Annotated in this window: 21 protein-coding genes; 19 read left to right on the top strand and 2 right to left on the bottom strand. The window is 70.6% G+C overall.

What is annotated here, in order from left to right; translation table 11 throughout:
• Positions 1–152: 152 nt before the first annotated feature.
• The 5 genes from SACXIDRAFT_RS02010 to SACXIDRAFT_RS01990 all read left to right on the top strand — a co-directional run bounded on the left by SACXIDRAFT_RS02010 (position 153) and on the right by SACXIDRAFT_RS01990 (position 5,102).
• The gene (locus SACXIDRAFT_RS02010) at positions 153–1,094 is read left to right on the top strand and encodes a threonine ammonia-lyase (RefSeq protein ID WP_006236788.1); all 942 of its coding nucleotides are present in this window, start codon (positions 153–155) and stop codon (positions 1,092–1,094) included.
• A 120-nt stretch (positions 1,095–1,214) separates the two neighbouring features.
• On the top strand, positions 1,215–1,721 hold the full coding sequence (locus tag SACXIDRAFT_RS02005; protein ID WP_006236787.1) for a PH domain-containing protein: 507 nt from the start codon (positions 1,215–1,217) through the stop codon (positions 1,719–1,721).
• Positions 1,718–3,229 (top strand): PH domain-containing protein, encoded by a 1,512-nt coding sequence (locus SACXIDRAFT_RS02000; protein ID WP_006236786.1) that lies wholly within the window; start codon positions 1,718–1,720, stop codon positions 3,227–3,229. Before SACXIDRAFT_RS02005 ends, SACXIDRAFT_RS02000 begins: the two co-directional genes overlap by 4 nt.
• An 87-nt stretch (positions 3,230–3,316) precedes the next feature.
• Positions 3,317–4,345 carry an aminotransferase class V-fold PLP-dependent enzyme gene (locus SACXIDRAFT_RS01995; RefSeq protein WP_006236785.1) on the top strand — a complete coding sequence of 343 codons (1,029 nt, stop codon included), beginning with the start codon at positions 3,317–3,319 and terminating at the stop codon, positions 4,343–4,345.
• A gap of 49 nt (positions 4,346–4,394) precedes the next feature.
• Entirely contained in the window at positions 4,395–5,102 is a 708-nt protein-coding gene (locus tag SACXIDRAFT_RS01990) for a hypothetical protein (RefSeq protein WP_006236784.1), read from the top strand.
• A gap of 96 nt (positions 5,103–5,198) precedes the next feature.
• Here SACXIDRAFT_RS01990 and SACXIDRAFT_RS01985 read toward each other — a convergent pair whose 3' ends face one another.
• Entirely contained in the window at positions 5,199–6,161 is a 963-nt protein-coding gene (locus tag SACXIDRAFT_RS01985) for a ferritin-like domain-containing protein (protein WP_006236782.1), read from the bottom strand.
• A gap of 101 nt (positions 6,162–6,262) precedes the next feature.
• Between SACXIDRAFT_RS01985 and rimP the strand changes: the two genes are divergently transcribed.
• From rimP to rbfA, 6 genes are all read left to right on the top strand, one after another.
• Positions 6,263–6,802 carry a ribosome maturation factor RimP gene (rimP, locus tag SACXIDRAFT_RS01980; protein ID WP_006236781.1) on the top strand — a complete coding sequence of 180 codons (540 nt, stop codon included), beginning with the start codon at positions 6,263–6,265 and terminating at the stop codon, positions 6,800–6,802.
• Positions 6,799–7,827, top strand: a complete 1,029-nt coding sequence (gene nusA / locus SACXIDRAFT_RS01975) for a transcription termination factor NusA (RefSeq protein ID WP_006236779.1) — start codon at positions 6,799–6,801, stop codon at positions 7,825–7,827. The genes rimP and nusA overlap by 4 nt, the downstream gene beginning before the upstream one ends.
• A gap of 23 nt (positions 7,828–7,850) precedes the next feature.
• Positions 7,851–8,210, top strand: coding sequence for a YlxR family protein (locus SACXIDRAFT_RS01970; protein WP_040922005.1), 360 nt, complete (start codon positions 7,851–7,853; stop codon positions 8,208–8,210).
• A gap of 88 nt (positions 8,211–8,298) precedes the next feature.
• Positions 8,299–11,145, top strand: coding sequence for a translation initiation factor IF-2 (gene infB / locus SACXIDRAFT_RS01965; RefSeq protein WP_006236777.1), 2,847 nt, complete (start codon positions 8,299–8,301; stop codon positions 11,143–11,145).
• A gap of 72 nt (positions 11,146–11,217) precedes the next feature.
• Positions 11,218–11,511: a DUF503 domain-containing protein gene (locus SACXIDRAFT_RS01960; protein ID WP_006236775.1), complete on the top strand. Its 294-nt coding sequence runs from the start codon at positions 11,218–11,220 to the stop codon at positions 11,509–11,511.
• Between the two features lie 32 nt (positions 11,512–11,543).
• Positions 11,544–11,987: a 30S ribosome-binding factor RbfA gene (gene rbfA / locus SACXIDRAFT_RS01955; RefSeq protein ID WP_006236774.1), complete on the top strand. Its 444-nt coding sequence runs from the start codon at positions 11,544–11,546 to the stop codon at positions 11,985–11,987.
• 312 nt (positions 11,988–12,299) lie between these two features.
• Here rbfA and SACXIDRAFT_RS01950 read toward each other — a convergent pair whose 3' ends face one another.
• Positions 12,300–13,331, bottom strand: coding sequence for a TRM11 family SAM-dependent methyltransferase (locus SACXIDRAFT_RS01950; protein WP_006236773.1), 1,032 nt, complete (start codon positions 13,329–13,331; stop codon positions 12,300–12,302).
• Positions 13,332–13,382: 51 nt separating this feature from the next.
• On the opposite strand from SACXIDRAFT_RS01950, the gene SACXIDRAFT_RS01945 reads away from it, so the two are divergent.
• The 8 genes from SACXIDRAFT_RS01945 to SACXIDRAFT_RS01910 all read left to right on the top strand — a co-directional run bounded on the left by SACXIDRAFT_RS01945 (position 13,383) and on the right by SACXIDRAFT_RS01910 (position 22,505).
• The gene (locus SACXIDRAFT_RS01945; RefSeq protein ID WP_006236772.1) at positions 13,383–14,690 is read left to right on the top strand and encodes an MATE family efflux transporter; all 1,308 of its coding nucleotides are present in this window, start codon (positions 13,383–13,385) and stop codon (positions 14,688–14,690) included.
• Positions 14,691–14,888: 198 nt separating this feature from the next.
• On the top strand, positions 14,889–16,229 hold the full coding sequence (locus tag SACXIDRAFT_RS01940) for an MFS transporter (protein WP_006236771.1): 1,341 nt from the start codon (positions 14,889–14,891) through the stop codon (positions 16,227–16,229).
• A gap of 61 nt (positions 16,230–16,290) precedes the next feature.
• On the top strand, positions 16,291–17,187 hold the full coding sequence (gene truB, locus SACXIDRAFT_RS01935) for a tRNA pseudouridine(55) synthase TruB (RefSeq protein ID WP_006236770.1): 897 nt from the start codon (positions 16,291–16,293) through the stop codon (positions 17,185–17,187).
• Between the two features lie 97 nt (positions 17,188–17,284).
• Positions 17,285–18,244: a bifunctional riboflavin kinase/FAD synthetase gene (locus SACXIDRAFT_RS01930; protein WP_050986894.1), complete on the top strand. Its 960-nt coding sequence runs from the start codon at positions 17,285–17,287 to the stop codon at positions 18,242–18,244.
• A 138-nt stretch (positions 18,245–18,382) separates the two neighbouring features.
• Positions 18,383–18,862, top strand: a complete 480-nt coding sequence (locus tag SACXIDRAFT_RS01925) for a helix-turn-helix domain-containing protein (protein ID WP_006236768.1) — start codon at positions 18,383–18,385, stop codon at positions 18,860–18,862.
• 11 nt (positions 18,863–18,873) lie between these two features.
• On the top strand, positions 18,874–19,431 hold the full coding sequence (locus SACXIDRAFT_RS01920) for a 2'-5' RNA ligase family protein (protein ID WP_006236766.1): 558 nt from the start codon (positions 18,874–18,876) through the stop codon (positions 19,429–19,431).
• 122 nt (positions 19,432–19,553) lie between these two features.
• Positions 19,554–19,823, top strand: a complete 270-nt coding sequence (gene rpsO / locus SACXIDRAFT_RS01915) for a 30S ribosomal protein S15 (protein ID WP_006236765.1) — start codon at positions 19,554–19,556, stop codon at positions 19,821–19,823.
• Between the two features lie 231 nt (positions 19,824–20,054).
• Entirely contained in the window at positions 20,055–22,505 is a 2,451-nt protein-coding gene (locus SACXIDRAFT_RS01910; protein WP_006236764.1) for a polyribonucleotide nucleotidyltransferase, read from the top strand.
• Positions 22,506–22,511: the final 6 nt, after the last annotated feature.

The raw sequence follows: 22,511 nt of genomic DNA, 5'->3' as shown, positions 1-22,511 counted from the left end.
GCCGCGCGGGAGAACCGCGCTGTCCCGTGCGGCGAGGCAGCCCGGCCGCCGCTCCCTTGATCGAACGCCGCGCTGCTGCGCTGGAAAAGCTTAGGCTCAGGCGAAGAAGCACTCGCTTGTCTGCCCTGTCGAGGAGGGGCCAGGCTGTCGGTATGACTCATCGCCTTGTACGGATTCCGACCGAAGCGGACGTCGAGCGAGCCGTGGACGTCGTGCGGCCGGTGTTGCCGCCGACGCCGGTGAGGGACGCGGAGTGTGTGCTGAAACTGGAGACGTGGCAGCCGACCGGTTCCTTCAAGGTCAGGGGAGCGCTGGCCGCGCTCGCCTCGATCGGCCAAGGCGACGAGGTGGTCGCGGCGTCGGCGGGTAACCACGCGCTCGGCATCGCCTTCGCCGCGACCCGGCTCGGCCGCAGGGCGACCGTCGTGGTGCCTGCCACGGCGTCCGAGGCGAAGGTCGCCGCCCTGCGTCAGTACGACATCACCCTGCTCCAGCACGGCGAGACCTACGCCGAGGCCGAGGCACACGCGCTGTCCCTCGCCGAGCGCGGAGCCCGGTTCGTCTCCCCGTACAACGACCCCGACGTCATCGCGGGGCAGGGCACGCTCGGGAGGGAACTCGATGAGCAGTGCCCCGGTCCGCTGACCGTCGTGTGCGCGGTCGGAGGGGGAGGGCTCGCGTCGGGGCTGGGCCTGTGGGCGGCGACCCGCGGCGACGTGCGCGTGATCGGTGTGGAGGCCGAAGCGGCTCCGGCCATGGCGGCGTCCGTTCGGGCGGGACGCAGGATGCCCGTCGAGGTGCGGACCACCGTGGCCGACGGCATCGCGGCCAACCTGGAGGATGGTGCCGTGACGATCGGCCTCGTCGCCAAGTACGTCGATCGCCTCGTCACGGTGAGCGAGGATGAGATCGCCCAGGCCGTGCGGCACCTGGTGCGTGAACACGGCATCGTGGCCGAAGGCGCGGGAGCCGCCGCGTTCGCGGCCGTGCTCGCCGGCCGGATCGACGCGGGCGAGGGCAGAGTGGTCGCCGTGGTGTCCGGGCGCAACATCGCCCTTTCTACACTGGCCCGGCTGCTTGGCCCTGTTTCCTAGGTCCTCTCCGTGCGAGCAGACACGCGGGAGGTGTGAAGCGGGCGCGAGCCGGTCCGATCGCTTCACAGGGGGAGAGCGATCGCGCGGGCCGATCGGGCGTCCCCCGGGGCTGGAGGACCGATGACGGCAGGGGATTCCGGAGCGCTGCGGCTGCGGCCGCCGAAGCGAAGCATCGACCGGCGGGCCAGGGCGTGGTGGTGGACCCAGTGGGCGCTGACGCTGACGCCGGTCTTACTCGCGCTCGGCGTGCTCGCGTGGCTGATCGCGCCTGCCCGACCCTGGTTGCTGCTGTCGCTCGCGGTCGTGGCGATCGCAGGCGTTCCCGCGGCCGTGCTGCTGCCGATCTGGTGGTATCACGTCCATCGCTGGGAAGTCACCGCCGACGCCGTCTACACACGCACAGGGCATTTCTGGCAGGAATGGCGTGTGGCGCCCATGTCGCGTATCCAGACGGTCGATACGCGGCGCGGTCCGCTGGAGCGGCTGTTCGGGCTCGCCACGGTCACGGTCACCACGGCGTCGGCCAAGGGAGCCGTCGAAATACCCGGGCTGGACCACGCTCTGGCCGCCGACCTCGTCGAGCAGCTGACCCGCACCACGCAGGCCACTCCGGGGGACGCCACATGAGCGCGGAGGAGCCGGAGTGGAAGCGACTGGACCGGCGCACGATCGCCGTCACCGCGCTGCGGGTCACGGGAGTCGCCGTGGTCGTGGTGGTGCCTGCCTCATTCTCGCTGCGCGAGGTGCTCCCCGTGTGGGCCGTCCTCGCCCTCGTGATGACTGCCCCGATCCTCGCCGCCTGTGTGGGCGCCGCCGTGGACGGCCTTCGCTGGAGCCGGACCGGCTACCGGGTGCTGCCCGACCGGTTCGAGCTGCGTCAGGGCATCGTCGTGCGGTCACGCCGATCGCTGGAACGTGACCGCATCCGCACGGTGGACATCACCGCATCGCCGCTGCTGCGGCTGTTCCGGCTGGCTCACGTGAAGATCGGCACGGGGGAGCAGGCGAGCGGCGAGGCCGGTGCACTGTCGCTGAACCCGATCGGCAGGAGTGACGCTGAATGGCTCCGTACCACGTTGCTCGACCGAGCGGGAGCGAGGGAGGACACCACCGGACGCGACGGCGTACTGTCCACTCTGGACGCCTCGTGGATGCGGTACGCGCCGATGTCGTTCCTGACACCCACACTCGGCGCCGCGGCGTTCGGTGGTGCGCTCCAGGTCGCCGAGTGGTTCGGTTTGCAGTCCGACGTCGTGAACTGGGCACTCGACGTGCTCGACGGGTTGCCGCTCGCCGGGGCCATCGTGCTGCTGGTCGCGGCCGGTCTCGCCGTCGGCGTCGTCGCGGCGACGGCTCTGTTCGTCGAGATGTGGTGGCAGTACCGGCTGGAACGCGAGCCCGGCGGCACACTCCGCGTCCGGCGCGGGCTGCTCACGACGCGCTCGATCTCGGTGGAGGAGCGGCGGCTGCGCGGCGTCGAACTAGTGGAACCTCTCGGCAACCGGTTCCTCGGCGCGGCGAGGATCGACGCTGTGGCGACCGGACTGGCGCGGGGACAGGACGACAAGAGCGCAAGCCACAACACTCTTCACCCTGCCGCTCCCCTCGATCAGATCCACCGGATCGTCGCGGTGGTTCTGCGCGAGCCGGTCTCCCCCGCCGAGGCCGTGCGGCTGCGGGCGCATCCGACGGCGGCCCTCGGCCGCCGCGTCCGGTGGGCATTGGCCGCCGCCGTCGCCGTGGAACTCCCCCTCGTCGTGCTCGGGCTCGCCGTGACCCCGGTGCTGCTGCACATCGCGTGGATCAGTGCGATCGTCCTGCTGCCGGTGGCCGTGGGGCTGGCGTTCGCGGCCTACCGCAGCCTCGGCCACGGCATCACGGGCGGATACCTTCTCGCCCGACACGGTGCCGTGCGGCGCGCAACCGTGGCGCTGCAACGCAGCGGCGTCATCGGATGGACCATCCGCCAGTCGGTGTTCCAGCGCAGGCGAGGACTGCTGACCGTCACCGCCACCACGGCAGCGGGTTCGCAGGCGTACGCGGTGTACGACGTGGCGGAGGCGGAAGGGCTCGCCTTCGCCGAGCACGCCGTGCCGGGGCTGCTGACACCGTTTTTGGAGCGCGACGACCGCTGAGCGGGGTGCCCTCCGCGCGGTGGACAGGCCGGACCCAGTAGGCCGAGCACACCCGGCCGTGTCGGACGCCCTGGTTAGGGTCGCCGCATGAGAGCAGCGTTCGGAGCGGAGTTCGACATCACCGGCGGGTACCTCAACACACCCGCGGTGGGGGTACCACCGGTGCACGTCGCGGAGGCGGCCGAGGAATTCGTGCGGCGCTGGCGCACCGGCGCGCAGCGTCCGGCCGAGTTCGACGCGGTCGTGGACGACACGCGCGAGCTGTTCGGCAGGCTCATCGGCGTTCCCGGCGAGCGCGTGGCCGTGGGCGCCGCCGTCTCCTCGCTGGTCGGCATGGTGGCGCAGGCGGTACCCGACGGCTGCCGCGTCCTCGTCGCCGAGGGCGAGTTCACGAGTGCCACCTTCCCGTTCGCCGCGCAGGCCGACCGGGGTGTGACGGTCACCGAGGTGCCCCTTGCCGAACTGCCGGGCGCCGTGGCGGAGCACGACCTCGTGGCGGTGAGCGTGGTGCAGTCGGCCGACGGGGCCGTCGTGGATCTCGACGCACTGCGCACCGCGGCCGAGGCCGGGGGCGTGCCCGTCCTGCTCGACGTCACCCAGGCGGCGGGATGGATGCCGCTGCGGCTCGACTGGGCGGACTGGGTGGTGGGCGCCGGGTACAAGTGGCTGCTGGCTCCCCGAGGTGCCGCGTGGCTGGCCGTCCACCCGAGGGCGATCGAGCGAACCCGCCCCGTCGCCGCGTCCTGGTACGCGGGTGAGGACCGGTGGAGCAGCATCTACGGCCTGCCGCTGCGACTGGCCGAGGGTGCGCGCCGGTTCGACAGCTCCCCGGTGTGGTCGGCGTTCGCTGGCGCGGCGCCCGCGCTGTCCTACCTCGCCTCACTCGACCTCGACGCCGTCCGCGCACACGGCGTCGGGCTCGCCGACCGCGTGAGGGCGGCCTTCGACCTTCCCGCGCAGGACAGCCCCATCGTGGCGCTGCCTGCCGATGGCGCGACGGAGCGGCTGGCCGGTGCGGGCGTGGTCGCCAGCGCACGAGCGGGACGCGCGCGCGTGGGCTTCCATATCTACAACACGGCCGAGGATGTTGACCGGGTGGTGCGCGCCCTCGGGTGAGTCCCGACTACGGTCACGGTTCGTGGCTGCACAGGAGCACAGACATGGAGTGACCAACACGGCGCCGCTCCCGGCTGTCGGAAATGGACCCGCGCAGGCGATCGGTCCCGTACCGGGGCCGGTCGCGCAGGAGCCCCAGGGCGGATCGTTCGAGCCCCAGGGCGGGAGGGGCGGTCCGTCACCATTCGTCCTCGGTGCCGTCCTCGTGGGCGTCGCCGTGGTGGCCGGGCTGTTCTGGGGACTGATCCGCTCCGGCGACGGCGGTGTGGTCGGCACACCGCAGGCAGGGGCGCCGTCCTCCGACCCGCTGAAGGACGGCCGGTTCGACTACGAGGTGGTCACAGGGCCCGTCGAGGCCACTGACTGCTCGGCCAACGCCTACGGCGACATGATCCAGTGGTTCGCCGACCATCCGTGTGAGAAGGTTCTGCGCGGCCTCTACACGGTGCAGGAGGGCGAGGCGCGGGCGCTCGTCTCCGTGGTCCTGGTGGTGATGCCGGAAAACGCGCAGGCCCAGCAGCTCAAGGCGGTCACCGACACCGACGGCACCGGCAACGTCAACGACCTCGTCCGCGACGGCACGGCCACCCTGCCCAAGGCTCCCGTGGTCGCGCAGGGCGAGTACCACTCCGAGGTCAACGGGCGCGAGGTGACGATCGTGGAGGCGAACTTCTTCGAAGGGCACTCCGACGCGCAGTTGCTCGCCGAGATCGGCGAGGACGCCGCCCGGCTCTCCGAGCACCTGAGCGAGGGGTGAGCTTTCCGTGCCCCGAACCGTCTCGGGGCACGGAAACGGCCGAGCCTGCCGAAGGACCCGTCGAGACTTCCGGGATCGCCGGAACCGCTGGGGCGCTCAGTCCGCTGTGGTCTGCCTGCCCGGCAGTGGCGGGACGACGGGGTCGATCCCCGCGTCCGCCCGCCAGTGCACCCCGCGGGTCGCAGCGCCGATCAGGCAGTGGACCGCGAGGGCGCGAACGACTTCGTCGTCGGTGCGTTCGAGCACACCGTGCCAGGCGGATGCCGCGTCGGACTCGGCTGTGGCGACCGCGCGAACCGCCGAGGCCGGGTCGGTCACCTGCTCGTCGAGGACGTAGGCAGGCTCCGAGGGCTGGGGGGTCCGGCCCGCGGCCGATAGCACACGTTCGCAGCGGTCCCTGCGGTCGAGATGGGCTCGCTCGCCGCGAGTGATCGCGGACTCGTAGTCCTCGTCGAGGAACGCCCGCACCAGGCTGTACACCCAGACGGCGGCGTGTTCGGCCCGCAGTGCCGTCTGCAACGCGGGCACGGTGTCGTCCTCCAGTTGCTTCACCGTCGCCGTGCCGGGTGCCTGCTCCTCCGCGCCGCCCGCCGGGTTCAGCTCCATGGCCGCCGCGCACCCCGCTGCCACCGCGCCGACGAGACCCGCGCGGTAGCGGGGCAGATCACCGACCAGCGCCAGCGCGGCGTCCCTGCTCTCGGCGAGCCACTGCCAGAACTGCCCGCCGTCCGTGCCGAACGCGGGCGCCTTCTCTCCTTCGGGAACCGGCCGGTTGAGCCGGCGTACCTCGGCACGCAGCGCCTCGGCGTGCGCGGTGCGGATGGCAGCCACCCGCTCCGCCACGTCACCGAGCTCGGGGGAGCCCGCAGCCAGGGCTTTCGCGGCCTTGGCGTGGCCCTCTGCCTGCAACCACAGCGGGCGCAGCGGGTCGGGCGCGTCGTCGTAGCCGGACGTGCATGCGGCGAGCCCGGATGCCGCCGGTACCGCGAGCGCGGTGAACGCGGCGGACCGCAGGAACGCCCGCCTCGTCAGAGCGGCTCTGCCAGATCGGGATGTCACGCCCTGCATCCTGCCAGCAGCGGGCGACGCCCGGCGGGAGGTGGTCGGGGCGCGATAAGCTGGACCACCATTCCAGAACAATGACAACAGGGAGCATCACGGTGCCCAACGAACTCGCCAGCAGGCTGGAGCCACTCGTGGCCGAGGCCGTCGCGGCCGCGGGTTTCGATCTCGACGCGCTGGACGTGAACAAGGCGGGCAGGCGCAAGCTGGTGAAGGTTGTGATCGACAGCGACGACGGTGTCGAACTCGACCAGGTCGCGGAGATCAGCAGGGCGGTGTCGGCGGTGCTCGACCGGCACGAGCATGTGATCGAGGGCGCGTACACGCTCGAGGTGACATCGCCGGGACTCGACAGACCGCTCACGAAACCGAGGCACTGGCGCAGAGCGCGGTTCCGGCTGGTCAAGATCACCCCGCACGAGGGCCCCGATTTCGTCGGCCGCGTCGGCGCCGAAGGGGAGGAGTCCGTGCGGGTGCTCGTTGGCGGTGAGATCCGCGACGTGCGCTACGCGGACGTGAGCAAGGCCGTGGTCGAGGTCGAGTTCAAGCAGCCACCTTCCGAGGAGCTCAAGCTGCTGGAAGACGACGGTTGCGGCAAGATCGAGGAAGGCACCGGAGCGAAGGAGGAGTCGAGGTGAACGTCGATATCGCGGCGTTGCGCGCGATCGAACGGGACAAGGACATCCCCTTCGAGACGGTACTGGAAGCCATCGAGAGTGCGCTGCTGACGGCGTACAAGCACACCGAGGGTCACCAGCCGCACGCGAAGGTCGATATCGACCGCAAAACCGGCTACGTGCGGGTGCTCGCGTACACGCTGGACGCGAACGGCGAGGTCGAGGAGGAGTGGGACGACACTCCCGAGGGCTTCGGCCGGATCGCGGCGGCCACCGCGCGCCAGGTCATCCTTCAGCGGTTGCGCGACGCGGAGCACGAGAAGACCTACGGCGAGTTCTCGGCCCAGGAGGGCGAGATCGTGGCGGGGATCGTGCAGCGGGACGCCAGGGCCAATGCCAGGGGCATGGTGATCGTGCAGGTCGGTGACACCGAGGGTGTGCTGCCGGCGGCGGAGCAGGTGCCCGGCGAACGCTACGAGCACGGATCGCGGCTCAAGGCGTACGTCGTCGGGGTCGCGCGCTCGGCGCGTGGCCCGCAGATCACGCTGTCGCGGACCCACCCGAATCTCGTGCGGAAACTGTTCGCGCTGGAGGTGCCGGAGATCGCCGACGGAACTGTCGAGATCACGGCGGTGGCCAGGGAGGCAGGACACCGGTCCAAGATCGCGGTCCGCTCCACGGTGCCCGGCGTGAACGCCAAGGGTGCGTGCATCGGCCACGTGGGCGCCAGGGTGCGCAACGTGATGAGCGAACTCGGCGGCGAGAAGATCGACATCATCGACTACTCCGACGACCCGGCGCGGTTCGTCGGGAATGCGCTGTCGCCCGCGAAGGTTGTATCCGTCAGTGTGGTCGATGAGCGAGCCAGGACCGCCAGGGTGGTCGTGCCCGATTTCCAGTTGTCACTGGCGATCGGCAAGGAAGGGCAGAACGCCCGGCTCGCCGCCCGGCTCACCGGATGGCGAATCGACATCCGCAGCGATGCGGCGCCCGATGCCGAACAAACCGAGAAGCGGCACCCCGCGGCGACCGGTTCCGCCGACTGATCGACCAAGGTCTAAACTGGGTTGTGGTGCGATACCCACAGCCGAATTCGACGCGACGTGCGGACGGAACCTCCCCGGTCCGTCTGTGCGTCGGGTGTCGGCAAAGGGCGTCGGCCGGCGAGTTGTCCCGCGTTGTCGCATCGGACGGCCGGTTGGTCGTCGATGAGCGTCGGCGCCTGCCGGGCCGAGGGGCCTGGTTGCACCCGCACCCGGACTGCCTGGCCAAGGCCGAGCGGCGCCGGGCGTTCCCCAGGGCCCTTCGGGTAAGGGGGATGCTCGACACGGCAGGCGTGCGGCATTATGTGGAGCGGCTCGCCGAGAGCAAGGCGGGCGTGGAGTTGCCACGCCCGGAACGGACAAGGAAGCAGGTCGACCCGTCATGAGTCAGCCGTGAAGCTGAAGCCATGAACGCGCGACGATAGGACGAGGTCTGCGGGTTGAGCCGCCAGACCTCACCAGTTGAGGAGAGCAGTGGCAGGCAAAGCCCGCGTACATGAGCTCGCGAAAGAGCTCGGTGTCACGAGCAAGGAAGTACTCGCCAAGCTGAAGGAGCAGGGCGAGTTCGTCAAGTCAGCGTCATCCACGGTCGAGGCGCCCGTCGCCCGCCGGTTGCGTGACGCTTTCTCGAGCGGCAAGCCCGAGAAGTCGTCCGGAAGGGACAGGGCCTCCGGCCCGAAGCCGGCGCCGTCAGGGCGCGGTGTTCCCGCGCCCAAGCCCGCGCCGCCGCAGCGGCAGCAGCAGCCTGGCCAGGCCAGGCCGGTGCCGCAGCAGGGCCCCGGGCCCAAGCCAGGGCCGCGACCGGCTCCGAAGCCGGGGCCCAAGCCGAGTGAGCAGGCTCCGGCCGCGAAGGCTGCTCCGGCCGCGAAGCCCAAGGAACAGCAGAGTTCGGTCGTCCCGCCGAAGCCGCAGGGGCCCAAGCCGGGCCCGAAGCCGGGTCCCCGGCCCCCTCGGGTCGGCAACAACCCGTTCGGCGTCGGCTCGGGCGCGCCCGCGCCGCGTCCCGCGCCGCCCCGCCCCGGTGGCGGCCAGCAATCAGATCGCGGTCCGCGCCCCGGTGGCGAGCGGCCCGGTCCCCGCGGTGGTGCCCCCGGCGGCAACCGTCCGAGCCCCGGCAACATGCCGCCGCGTCCGAACCCCGGCATGATGCCGTCGCGTCCCGCGCGGCCCGCCGGTGGTCCCGGTGGTCGTAGCGGCGGCCCCGGCGGTCGTGGCGGTCCCGGTGGTGGCCGTGGTGGCGGCGGCCCGCGTGGCGGCGGCGGTGGCGGTTTCCGGCCCGGTGGCGGTGGCGGCGGCGGCGGTGCCGGTGGCGGTTTCCGCCCGGCTCCCGGTGGTGCCGGTGCCGGTGGCGGTGGCGGTTTCCGTGGCGGTCGTGGCGGCCCCGGCGGCCGTGGCGGCACGGCCGGTGCCTTCGGTCGCCCCGGTGGTCCCTCGCGCAAGGGCCGCAAGTCGAAGCGGCAGAAGCGCCAGGAGTACATGGAGAACATGCAGGCGCCGTCGGTCGGCGGCGTGCGTCTGCCGAAGGGCAACGGCGAGACCATCCGGCTACCGAGGGGCGCCTCGCTGACCGACTTCGCGGAGAAGATCGACGCGAACCCGGCCTCGCTGGTGCAGGTGCTGTTCCATCTCGGTGAGATGGTCACCGCCACGCAGTCCGTCTCCGAGGACGTGCTGGAACTGCTCGGCTCGGAGATGAACTACAACGTCCAGGTGGTCAGCCCCGAGGAGGAGGACCGCGAGCTGCTGGAGACCTTCGACATCACCTACGGCGAGGACGCCGGTGGTGAGGAGGAACTCCAGGCGAGGCCGCCTGTGGTGACCGTCATGGGTCACGTTGACCACGGTAAGACCCGGCTGCTGGACACGATCCGGCAGGCGAAGGTCGCCGAGGGCGAGGCGGGTGGCATCACCCAGCACATCGGCGCCTACCAGGTCGAGACCGACGTGGACGGCGACCGGCGCGTGATCACCTTCATCGACACCCCGGGTCACGAGGCGTTCACCGCCATGCGTGCCCGTGGTGCGCAGGCCACCGACATCGCCGTGATCGTGGTCGCGGCCGACGACGGTGTCATGCCGCAGACGGTGGAGGCCATCAACCACGCGCAGGCCGCGAAGGCTCCGATCGTGGTCGCCGTCAACAAGATCGACGTCGAGGGTGCCAACCCGGCGAAGGTGCGTCAGCAGCTCACCGAGTACAACCTCGTCGCCGAGGAGTACGGCGGCGACACGATGTTCGTCGATATCTCGGCGAAGCAGGGCACCAACATCGACGGCCTGCTCGAAGCGATCGTGCTGACCGCCGACGCGGCGCTGGACCTCCGGGCCAACCCGGAGATGGAGGCCCAGGGTGTGGCCATCGAGGCACACCTCGACCGTGGCCGGGGTCCCGTGGCGACGGTGCTGGTGCAGCGCGGAACGTTGCGGGTGGGTGACTCGGTCGTGGCAGGCGACGCCTACGGGCGGGTGCGGCGCATGGTCGATGAGCACAACCGCGACGTCAACGAGGCGACGCCGTCGAGGCCGGTGCAGGTCATCGGTTTCACGTCGGTTCCCCGCGCCGGTGACACCTTCCTCGTCGTCGAGGAGGACAGGGTGGCCCGGCAGATCGCCGAGCGCAGGCAGGCACGCATCCGCAACGCGGAGAACGCGGCCCGGCGCAAGCGCGTCAGCCTGGAGGACCTGGACTCCGCGTTGAAGGAGACCAACACCCTCAACCTGATCATCAAGGGCGACAACTCGGGTACCGTCGAAGCGCTGGAGGCGTCGCTGCTCCAGATCGACGTCGGTGACGAGGTGGAGCTGAACGTCGTCCACCGCGGCGTGGGTGGTGTCACCGAGAGCGACATCGACCTCGCTACGGCGTCGGACGCGATCGTGATCGGGTACAACGTGCGGGCACAGGGCAAGGCGACCGAGCGGGCCACCCGCGAGGGCGTCGATGTCCGGTACTACACGGTGATCTACCAGGCGATCGAGGAGATCGAGCAGGCTCTGAAGGGCATGCTCAAGCCGATCTACGAGGAGGTGGAGCTCGGCAAGGCCGAGGTCCGCGACGTGTTCAAGTCCTCGAAGTTCGGCACGATCGCCGGTTGCCTCGTCACCTCGGGCGAGATTCGCCGCAACGCGAAGGCGCGCTTGCTGCGGGACAACGTGGTGGTCGCTGAGAACCTTCCGATCAACTCGCTGCGCCGGTTCAAGGACGACGTGGTGGAGGTCCGTGAGGGGTTCGAGTGCGGTCTCACGCTCGGCAAGTTCGGTGACATCAAGCTCGGCGACGTCGTCGAGACGTACGAGCTGCGCGAGAAGCCTCGCGAATGACACGAACCGTGGCAGGGCGGGCGGCGATCCATCCGCCCGCCCTGCCACGATCATGAACAGGGAGCGACGTCGTTGTTCGTCGGCACACTGGAACTGGACGTGCTGCTCGGCGACGTCCGGTCGCTGAAGCAGAAGCGCTCCGCCGTGCGGCCGATCGTGGCCGAGCTGCGGCGCCGGTACGAGGTCGCGGTGGCCGAGGCAGGCCATCTCGACCTGCACCGGCGCTCGTTGTTGGGGGTGGCCGTCGTGGCCGCCGACGCCTCTCACGTGCGGGACGTGCTTGACGAGTGCGAACGGTTCGTGGCGGCACGCCCGGAGATCGAGTTGCTGTCGGCACACCGGCGGCTGCTCGGTCCCGACGACTGACACCGTGGGAGCGGACAAGAAGGGGGTGCGCCATGGCTGACCAGGCTCGCGCACGACGATTGGCGAAGCGGATCGCGCAGATCGTGGCGTCCGCACTGGAACACGAGATCAAGGACCCTCGGCTGGGTAACGTGACCATCACCGACGCCAGGGTCACGGGAGACCTCCGAGACGCGACGGTGTACTACACGGTGCTCGGCGACAGCCTCGATTCGGAACCCGACTTCCCCGGTGCCGCTGCCGCGCTGGAGTCGGCACGCGGTGTGCTGCGGACGAAGGTCGGGCAGGGCACCGGCGTGCGGTACACGCCGACGCTGACGTTCGTGCCGGATCGCTTGCCACAGGACGCTCGCACCATCGACGAGCTGCTGGCGAAGGCGAGGGAGGCCGACGCGGAGGTGGCTCGTCTGGCCACGGGTGCCAAGCCCGCGGGTGAGGCCGACCCGTACCGGGCGAAGGACGACAACGAGGACTAGGGCGTGTTGTCCGGCGGCCCGCGCACTTGGTGCTCGACAGCAGCGGGCACGCCTCGTGTGCGACAGGCACGTCCGCGCCGCCCTCGAACGGGAGCCCGCCGAGGGCGGCGCGGACTCCGGCGCACCCGGCCCCGCCACGGTCCTCGGCCGGGCTCGCACCGATCGCGCAACGCACGGGTCAACAGCCTCGAAGCGTGTTCCCGCGGTAGAGGAACGCCAGGGCGAGCCCCGCGGCACCAGACCGATGCTGGCCACGCCGTACTGCCATGCCGGGCCGGTGACGTCGAACCCGTGCCGCGCGGGCGGCCCAGGCTACTTCCTCGCGACGAGCACGTCCCGCACGATCGCCTGATCGACGCGGTGTGCGAGATCGTCGTAGCCGGGTCCGGTGACGACGGTGAGCCCCGCGCGTTCGACCACGTCCACGAGATCGGAGCGGCGCAGCACGTGGGTGTTGTAGGAGATCCCCATCGCCCCGCCGGGACGCAGCACCCTCGTCCAACCGGGGATCGCCGCCGCGAGCAGGTCGCGCGGGCTGCGGGCCAGTGACTCGTCCTCACCCCGGCTGCCGTGCTGGACACCGTACGGCGCGTCGGTGACGATCAGGTGCGCCGACTCGGGTCGCACCAGCTCGTCGGTGCGCAACGTGTCGGTGTTGTAGTAGACGAGGTCGCGCACCTCGCCCGCCCGGTACTCCTCCTTGGTCGCCGCGTACTCGATCTCCAGCCGCTGACCGAGCCGCGTCCGATGGCGCCGCAGCACACCCGACTGCGCGGTGTGCTTGAGCCGCTTGCCGCGCAGCCACGTCTTGATGAACCGCTCGTACGCCTCGAAGTCCTTCGCCGAGACCTCGACGCCGGTGGCGTCGTAGCCGTACATCATGGCCTGGTTCAGCGTTGTCCCCCTGCCGCACAGCGGGTCGAGCACGTGCAGCGGCGTGCTGAACGCCTCCTTCGCCCAGCGTGATGCCAGCACGGTGAGGTTGAGCACGAACTGCGTGAACTGCTCGTTGGTCTTGCCCGGGTATTTCTGGATGGTCAGCAGGTCGGAGTCGAAGCGTGCGGCCGGGGTCATCGGCAGTGGCCGCAGCAGCTCGCCCGTGACCTCGAAGAGCGCGTACGCGGACGAGATGTTGGACAGCAGCGCCAGATCGGTGCCGGACAGCGGCGCCGACGTGTCCATCGTGACGTAATCGACACCGCCCATCGCGCGAATGCCGGTGGCGGTCACCGGGGTGGACAGAACCGGGGCGAACGCGGACAGTTCGGCCTGGACCAGGGCGGGCGCGGTGTCGGTGTAGACGCGGTTGGCTGAGGGAAGGATGAGGATCGCGTGCTCGGGCATCGGCCAGAGAGCCTAGCCGAGACCTGCCGGAGGCCGATTACGCTGCCCTCGATGACTGACACGATCCGGCACCGCGTTCCCGCCAGGCAGGTGTGGCGGCTCGCCGTGCCCGCGCTCGGGGTGCTGGCGGCGGAACCGCTCTACGTGCTCGTGGACACCGCCGTGGTCGGTCATCTCGGCGCGCTGCCACTCGCCGGTCTCGCGCTCGGCGGAACCCTGCTGTCACTGCTGTCCACGCAGCTGACCTTCCTGTCCTACGGCACGACGTCGCGCACCGCCCGGCTGTACGGCGCGGGACGGCGCGCCGAGGCCGTCGGCGAGGGTGTGCAGGCGACGTGGCTCGCGCTCGCGGTCGGCGTCGTGGTGCTCGTCGTGGGGCAGGTGCTGGCCGAACCCGTCGCGATGGCGATGTCGGGGGACACCGCCGTCGCCGAGCGGACGGTGTCGTGGCTGCGCATCGCCCTGTTCGGCGCTCCGCTGATCCTCGTCACGATGGCGGGCAACGGCTGGATGCGCGGCGTGCAGGACACGATGCGCCCGCTGCGCTACGTCCTGGCGGGCAACGCGCTGTCGGCCGTTTTGTGTCCGGTGCTCGTGTACCCCGTCGGCTGGGGTCTTGAGGGCTCCGCCGTCGCCAACGTCGTCGCGCAGACCGTGTCGGCGACCCTGTTCCTGCTGGCGCTGGCGCGGGAGGGCAGCCTCGCCAGGCCCGACCTCGTGGTGATGCGCGGCCAGCTGCGGCTGGGCCGCGACCTCGTGCTGCGGAGCCTGGCGTTCCAGGCGTGTTTCGTGTCCGCCACGGCGGTGGCCGCGCGCACGTCCACCGAGGCCGTCGGCGCGCACCAGGTGGTGTGGCAGCTCTGGACGTTCCTGTCGCTTGTGCTCGACTCCGTCGCCATCGCGGCGCAGTCGCTCGTGGGTGCGGCGCTCGGTGCGCGCGATGCGCGGCGGGCGCGGGGGATCGCCGCGCAGATCGTCACCTACGGGCTGGTATTCGGCTGCGTGCTGGGGGTGGTGTTCGCGGCGGCGTACCCGGTGCTGCCGCACGTGTTCACCACCGACGCCGGGGTGCTCGCCACCATCCCGCAGGCCTGGTGGTTCTTCGTGGCGCTGCAACCCGTGGCTGGGGTGGTGTTCGCGCTGGACGGTGTTCTCCTCGGCGCGGGTGACGCCGCGTTCCTGCGCACGGCGACGCTGGGCAGCGCCATGCTCGGGTACCTGCCGCTGATCTGGGTGTCACTGGCCCTCGGCTGGGGACTCCTCGGGATCTGGACGGGACTGACGGTGTTCATGCTGCTGCGCCTGGTGTTCGTGGTGGTGCGGTGGCGTTCGGGCCGCTGGGCCACGGAAGGGGTGTAGAAGCCGAAAGGGCTCGTGAAGGCGTGAAGCGCAGCCGGGCTGCCCCTCGTGCGAGCACGGTCACTGTGGCCAATCACACCGAGATCACGGGTAAGTATCGTGGTTGTTGAGGCGATACAACTGTCGGGACCCACTGTCGCGCCGCCCCGAACGGTCCTTATCCGAACGGCCGCCCGGCCCGCACTGTGAGGAGTCTTCTTGCCGTCCCGACCTGCCACGACCGCGCCCGCCTCGCCGCTGACGTCGTGGTTGATCTGGTTGACAGCCGCCGTCGTCTACCTGCTCGCCGTTTTCCACCGCACCTCGCTCGGGGTCGCGGGTCTCGACGCCGCCGAACGATTCGGCGTCGGCTCCGCCGCTCTGGCCACGTTCACCGTCTTGCAGATCGGTGTGTACGCGGCCATGCAGGTCCCCACCGGAGTGCTGGTTGACCGGTTCGGGCCCCGCAGGGTCCTCACCGGCGCTCTGCTTTTCCTGGGGCTCGGGCAGGTGCTGCTCGCGCTCGCCCAGACCTACGCCGTCGCGCTCGTCGCGCGCGGTGTGCTCGGGCTCGGTGACGCCCTGACGTTCGTCTCGGTGTTGCGCCTTGCCGCCAACCACTTCCCCGGCAGGCAGTACATGCTCGTCACCGCGTTGACGGGCACCCTCGGTTTCCTCGGTAACCTCGCCGCCACTCTGCCACTGACGCTGCTGCTCGCGGGGCCAGGCTGGACACCCACCTTCCTCGCGGCAGGGTTGGTGACGCTGGCGTTCACCGCGGCGGTCACCCTGCGCGTGCGGGACACACCGTCCCACCGCACGGCGGCCTCGCCGTCGGTGTCGATGTCGGAAGTCGTGGCACAGCTGCGGGAGGCGGTGCGGGTTCCCGGCACCAGGCTCGGGTTCTGGACGCACTTCTCGGCGCCGTTCTCCCAGAACGTCATGGTGCTGCTGTGGGGACTGCCGTTCCTCGTTGACGGGCAGGGCTATCCGGCCACGACGGCGAGTTCGCTGCTGGCGGTGTTCGTCGTGGGCGCGATGGTCGGTGGTCCCGTGCTCGGCGGGTTCGTCGGGCGAAGGCCGGAGCTACGGATGCCACTCGCGGTCACCTACCTCGCGACGGTCGGGGTGACGTGGGCGGTGCTGCTCGGCTGGCCCGGTCAGGTGCCGGTCGCCGTGCTGGTGCCCGCGTTCACGGTCCTCTCATTCGGCGGGCCGTTCTCCACGATCGGGTTCGCGCTCGCCCGCGACTACAACCCGATCTCCCGGGTCGGCACGGCCACCGGGATCGTCAACGTGGGAGGGTTCGTCGCCACCACCGTGGTGGCGCTGGCCGTCGGCGTGCTGCTGGAGGTCACGGGTGGCGACTACCGGATCGCGCTGCTGACGATGCCGGTCGTGCTCGCCGTCGGTGCGTGGCGGATGAGTGTGTGGTGGCTGCGGGCTCGGGCGGCCGTGTTCGCGGCGGAGGAGCGGGGCGAGCCGGTTCCCGTGCGGTTGCGCAGGCACCGCTGGGACGCGGCCGGCGTCTCTCTCGAACGCACGCCGTCGGCGGCCTGACCGCCGTCCGCACCGGCGACCGCCGCTCTGCTCCTGGCAGGGCGGCGGCTACCCTGCGGGCGTGTCTGCCCTCGCTCCCTCTCCCGGACTGCTGATCATCGACAAACCCGGGGGGATGACGTCCCACGACGTCGTCGCCAAGGTTCGCCGGTTCCTGCGCACCCGCAAGGTCGGTCACGCGGGAACGCTCGATCCCATGGCCACCGGAGTGCTCGTGCTCGGCATCGAGCGTGCCACCAAGCTGCTCGGCCACCTCGCGCTCGACCGCAAGACCTACCTCGCCACGATCGCGCTCGGCGCGGCGACCACGACCGACGACGCCGAAGGAGAGGTCATCTCCCGCGCGGACGGCCAGGCCGTCGCCGCTGTCTCCGACGCCGAGATCGAGGCCGGGATCGCCGCGCTCACCGGTGACATCCTCCAGAAACCCAGCGCGGTGAGCGCGATCAAGGTCGGAGGGAAGCGGGCGTACGCCATGGTGCGCGCGGGCGAGGACGTGGACCTTCCCGCGAGGCCCGTCAGCGTGTACCGCTTCGATCTGCGGGCCACCCGCAGGGACGCCGGAAGCCTCGAACTCGACGTGATGGTGGACTGCTCGTCGGGTACCTACGTGCGCGCGCTGGCCCGTGACCTCGGTGCCGCGCTGGGTGTCGGTGGTCACCTCGCCGCGTTGCGGCGTACGTCCGCGGGCCCGTTCACGCTGGCGAAGGCTCGCACCCTCGACGACGTCGAGCGCGAACCCGGCCTGTCGCTGACTCTTGCCGAGGCGGTGGCGGCGGCCTTTCCCCGCGCGGACGTGGACGCGTCGTCGGCCGCCGCGATCCGGCACGGGCAGCGGGTCCCCGCGACCGGGCTCTCCGGAACCTACGGCGTGTTCGCGCCGGACGGCCGTGTGCTCGCGCTGGCCGAGGACGCGGGGCACACCGCGCGGCCGGTGGTCGTGCTCGACCCCGCGTAAGTCGTTTCCCTCGCCCATGTGCGGCGGGCGGTGAGCGGCGCGGTGCGGCCCTGCCCACCGGCAGGGTGGCCCCTCCCGCACGGTTACGCTGCATCACGTGCAGCGATGGCGTGGTGTGACGGACCTTCCCGGCGATTGGGGCCGGTGCGTGGTGACGATCGGAGTGTTCGACGGTGTCCACAAGGGGCACCAGGCGCTGATCTCCCGCACCGTGGAGGTCGCTCGGCAACGAGGGCTGCCGAGCGTGGTCCTCACCTTCGACCCGCATCCGGCCGAGGTCGTGCGTCCCGGCAGCCATCCCGCTCAGCTCACGACGCTGACGCGCAAAGCCGAACTGGTCGAGCAACTCGGTGTCGATGTCTTCGCCGTCCTGCCGTTCACCGTGGAGCTGTCGCGGCTGAGCCCCGACGAGTTCGTGCACGAGATCCTCGTCGATCGGCTGCACGCCGCCACGGTGATCGTCGGCGAGAACTTCCGGTTCGGGCACAAGGCCGCGGGCACGGTGGAGACGCTGAAGACGCTGGGGCGGCGGTTCGGGTTCACGGCGCACGAAGCAGGCTTGCAGGGCCACTCGTCGCCGGAGGACGGCGAGCACACCGAGATCACCTACTCGTCCACGTACGTGCGGTCGTGCATCGACGCCGGTGAGGTGGTAGCCGCGGCCGAGGCACTCGGCAGGCCGCACCGGCTCGAGGGCATTGTCGTGCGCGGTGAAGGACGTGGACGCGACCTCGGCTACCCGACAGCCAACCTCTCGCTGCCCCGCTTCGCCGCCGTGCCCGCGGACGGGGTGTACGCCTGCTGGTTCGTTCCGCAAGGCGCGGGCGGCAAGCGGCTGCCCTCGGCCGTCTCGGTGGGTACCAACCCCACCTTCTCGGGGCGCGAACGCACGGTGGAGGCGTACGTGCTCGATTTCGACAGCGACCTGTACGGGCAGCACGTCGCCCTGGACTTCGTGCGGCGGCTGCGGGGCCAGATCGCCTTCGACACCCCGGACGCGCTCGTCGCCGAGATCGACAAGGATGTGCTGCGCACCAGGCAGGCACTGGGGGCGTGAGGCCGCAGCGGGACAGGGTGGCGCGGGTGCTATTGCGAATGCCTTCGCCGTTTCGCCCCGGACCGCTGTCCCGCCTGAGAAGATGCTGACTGGCCGGGTGTCCCCGGCCGCCGTCGTGGAGGGGAGCAGAGCGCAACCGTGGATGACCACAAGATCGTCCAGCGGAACATCGCGTTGCAGCGCGAGTGGTACGGCGAACCACTCGGTGATCGGGTGCGCAGACTTGTGGTCGCCTTCGACGTCTCGCAGGCCTACCTCGCCGAGGTCCTCGGCATCAGCGCACCCATGCTCAGCCAGGTGATGAGCGGGCGGCGCGCCAAGATCGGCAACCCGGTCGTTCTCGCCAGGCTCATCATGCTCGAACGCAAGGTGCTCACACCGGATGTCGCGGCGGGCAGCAAGGAGGCCATCAGGGCCGCTCTCGAGGACGTCAAGGCGTCGCGGCCCACGGTGAACCGGGACAATTTCCCCGTGGGGACCGGCCCCGACGAGACCGCCGTGCTCACCGCCCTGCGCGAGATCGCGGAGGACGAGAGCCTGCTGGAGGCCGCCGAACGTCTCGACGCCGACTTCCCGGCCATCGCCGATCTCCTGCGCAGGGCGGGGAAGGCGCAGTAGGCTCGACCGCCGTGGCGGAGCGGGCTCGGCTGTTCAGCGCGGTGATACCGCCGCCAGGGGTGGTCACCGCCCTCCACCGTGAACTGCGGCAGGCCGGGCATCGCCGCTCGCCGGGATTGCGGTGGACCACGAGGGCCCGGTGGCACATCACCCTCGGCTTCTACGGAACGGATCTGATCGAGCAGCGGGCCGAGTGGTTGAGGACGCGGCTGGCCGGGCTCGCGGCGCCGGTGGTGCGGATCGAGGGGGCGGGATCGTTCCGCGGAGTACTGTGGATGGGGGTGCGGGGGCGCGGCCTCGACGAGGTGGCGGCGGCCGCGAGACCCGATGGCGAGAACCGCCCTTACATCGCCCACCTCACGCTGGCACTGGCCCGGCGCGGGACGTGGGCCCAAGAACGCAGAACCCAGTCGGTGATCGAGCGGTGGCGCACGAGTCTCGCGGAGGTCCGGAGCCCGGAATGGGCCGCGACCGAGGTGGTGCTGATGCGCAGCGAGCCGTCCCGCGAGCCCGGCGGTGCGCCGCTCTACAGCGTGGTCACCCGGTTCGCGCTCGACGCGCCCGGGTGAGCGCGTGCGAACGGGAACGCACAGGGTGAGCTGATAGTCTCGACAGTCGAGTCCGGCTGCGGTCCGTGGCGGCCGGTACTTGCGAGAATCGACAACACGGCACAAGTTCGAGGAGTTCACACGTGGCGCTGACCACCGAAGAGAAGAAGTCGATCCTGGCGGAGTACGGGCTCCACGAGTCCGACACGGGATCGCCGGAGGCCCAGGTGGCCCTGCTGACGAAGCGGATCATCGGTCTCACCGAGCACCTCAAGATGCACAAGCACGACCACCACTCGCGTCGTGGCCTGTTGCTGCTGGTCGGCCGCCGCCGCCGGCTGCTCAACTACCTGATGCGCGTGGATATCGCGCGGTACCGGTCGCTGATTCAGCGGCTCGGCCTGCGTCGATGACAGGCTCCGAGGGGGCGTGACTCCGACCGGGGTCACGCCCCCTCGGTACAAGAGAGCAACACCAGTGGGCCAGCGCAGTTGCGCACGAGGACGCCGCAGCCGGTCCTCGGTAGTGGCCGCCGGGACAGTCCAGGCAGTCCCGCCGGCTTCGATCGATGACCGGCCTCGTACCTCGCGCGTACCCCGACGAGCGGGGAGGCGCCAGCCCGGACGTACGAGGAGTAACAACACATGACTGAATTCAGCGGTACAGCCGCACCAGCCGTCCACGAGACGGAAGCCGTGATCGACAACGGACGGTTCGGAAGCCGCACCGTCCGGTTCGAGACCGGAAGGCTCGCCAGGCAGGCCGCGGGGGCCGTCGTCGCCTATCTCGACGACGAGACGATGCTGCTGTCGGCGACCACCGCGTCCAAGCAGCCAAAGGAACAGTTCGACTTCTTCCCGCTCACGGTGGACGTCGAGGAGCGGATGTACGCGGCAGGGCGTATTCCGGGCGCGTTCTTCCGCAGGGAGGGCCGCCCGTCAACGGACGCGATCCTCACCTGCCGGTTGATCGACCGCCCGCTGCGTCCTTCGTTCGCCGACGGGCTGCGCAACGAGATCCAGATCGTCGTCACGGTGCAGAGCCTGCACCCGGACGACCCCTACGACGTGCTCGCGATCAACGCCGCGTCGGCCTCCACCCAGCTCGGCGGGCTGCCGTTCTCCGGTCCGATCGGCGGCGTGCGCGTCGCGCTGATCGAGGACCAGTGGGTGGCGTTCCCGACGTGGAAGCAGCTTGAGCTGGCCACGTTCAACATGGTCGTGGCAGGCCGCATCGTGGGCGACCGGCCCGAGGACGTCGCGATCATGATGGTCGAGGCCGAGGGCACCGAGAACACGCTGCACCTGATCGCCGAGGGCGCCACGGCACCCACGGAGCAGACGGTGGCGCAGGGCCTCGACGCGGCGAAGCCGTTCATTCGCGTGCTGTGCGAGGCGCAGCAGCGCCTTGCCGACGCCGCCGCGAAGCCGGTCGGTGACTTCCCGGTGTTCCCGGCCTACCAGACCGACGCCTTCGACGCGGTCGCGGCCATCGCCACTGAGGACCTCGCCAAGGCGCTCACCATCGCGGGCAAGCAGGACCGCGAGGACGCCATCGACGAGGTCAAGAGCGCCGTGCTGGAGCGTGTCGGTCTCGGTGAGGGCGAGGCGTTCGAGGGCCGCGACAAGGAGATCGGCGCCGCGTTCAGGGCGCTGACCAAGAAGCTGATCCGGCAGCGCATCCTCCGCGATAAGGTGCGGATCGACGGCCGTGGGGTCACTGACATCCGTCAGCTCTCGGCCGAGGTCTCCGTGGTGCCGAGGGCACACGGTTCGGCGCTGTTCGAGCGCGGTGAGACCCAGATCCTCGGGGTCACCACGCTGAACATGCTCCGCATGGAGCAGCAGCTCGACACGCTGTCGCCGGAGACGACGAAGCGCTACCTGCACCACTACAACTTCCCGCCCTTCTCCACGGGCGAGACCGGCAGGGTCGGCACCCCGAAGCGCCGCGAGATCGGCCACGGGATGCTGGCGGAGCGCGCGCTCGTGCCGGTGCTGCCCAAGCGCGAGGAGTTCCCCTACGCCATCCGGCAGGTCTCCGAAGCCCTCGGGTCCAACGGGTCCACCTCGATGGGTTCGGTGTGCGCGTCCACGATGAGCCTCTTCAACGCGGGTGTGCCGCTGAAGGCTCCGGTGGCGGGCATCGCGATGGGGCTCGTGTCGGACGAGGTCGAGGGCGAGACGCAGTACGTGGCGCTCACCGACATCCTTGGAGCTGAGGACGCCTTCGGTGACATGGACTTCAAGGTGGCGGGCACCAGGGACGTCATCACGGCGTTGCAGCTCGACACCAAGCTGGACGGCATCCCGTCGGACGTCCTCGCCGCGGCGCTCAACCAGGCCCGCGACGCGCGGCTCACGATCCTGGAGGTCATGGCCGAGGCCATCGACAGGCCGGACGAGATGAGCCCGTACGCGCCGCGCGTCACGAGTGTGAAGGTTCCGGTGGACAAGATCGGCGAGGTCATCGGCCCGAAGGGCAAGATGATCAACTCGATCACCGAGGAGACCGGCGCCGACATCTCCATCGAGGACGACGGCACGATCTACGTGGGTGCCGCCGACGGCCCCTCGGCCGAGGCCGCGATCGACAAGATCAACGCCATCGCCAACCCGCAGCTGCCGAAGGTCGGCGAGCGATTCCTCGGCACCGTCGTGAAGACGGCGGCGTTCGGTGCGTTCGTGTCGCTGCTGCCCGGCAAGGACGGTCTCGTCCACATCTCCAAGCTCGGCGGCGGCAAGCGCATCGACAAGGTCGAGGACGTCGTCAACGTCGGTGACAAGCTGCGCGTGGAGATCGCCGACATCGACAGCCGAGGCAAGATCAGCCTGATCGTCGTCAAGGATGAGGACGAGCAGGGTGGCGCGGCGGAGCCCGCGGCCCCGGCTGCCGAAAGCCCGGCTGCCGAGACCTCGGCTGCCGGGACCTCGGACGAGGACACGGCGAAGGCCGACAAGGGCGAGCGGGGCGCGCGGTCCGACCGCCCGCGCCAGCGGACCCGCCGTGGAGGCCGCAGCCGTGGCAGTGACAGGGAGCGCACCGAGAAGGCCGACAAGCAGGCAGGCGAGGGCGGCCCCGCCGACGTCGAGTAACGCCAC

Source organism: Saccharomonospora xinjiangensis XJ-54, from assembly GCF_000258175.1.
GTDB classification, from domain to species: Bacteria; Actinomycetota; Actinomycetes; order Mycobacteriales; family Pseudonocardiaceae; genus Saccharomonospora; species Saccharomonospora xinjiangensis.
The sequence above is the reverse complement of the archived record's forward strand: the minus strand, read 5'-3'. Positions and strand labels throughout refer to the sequence as shown.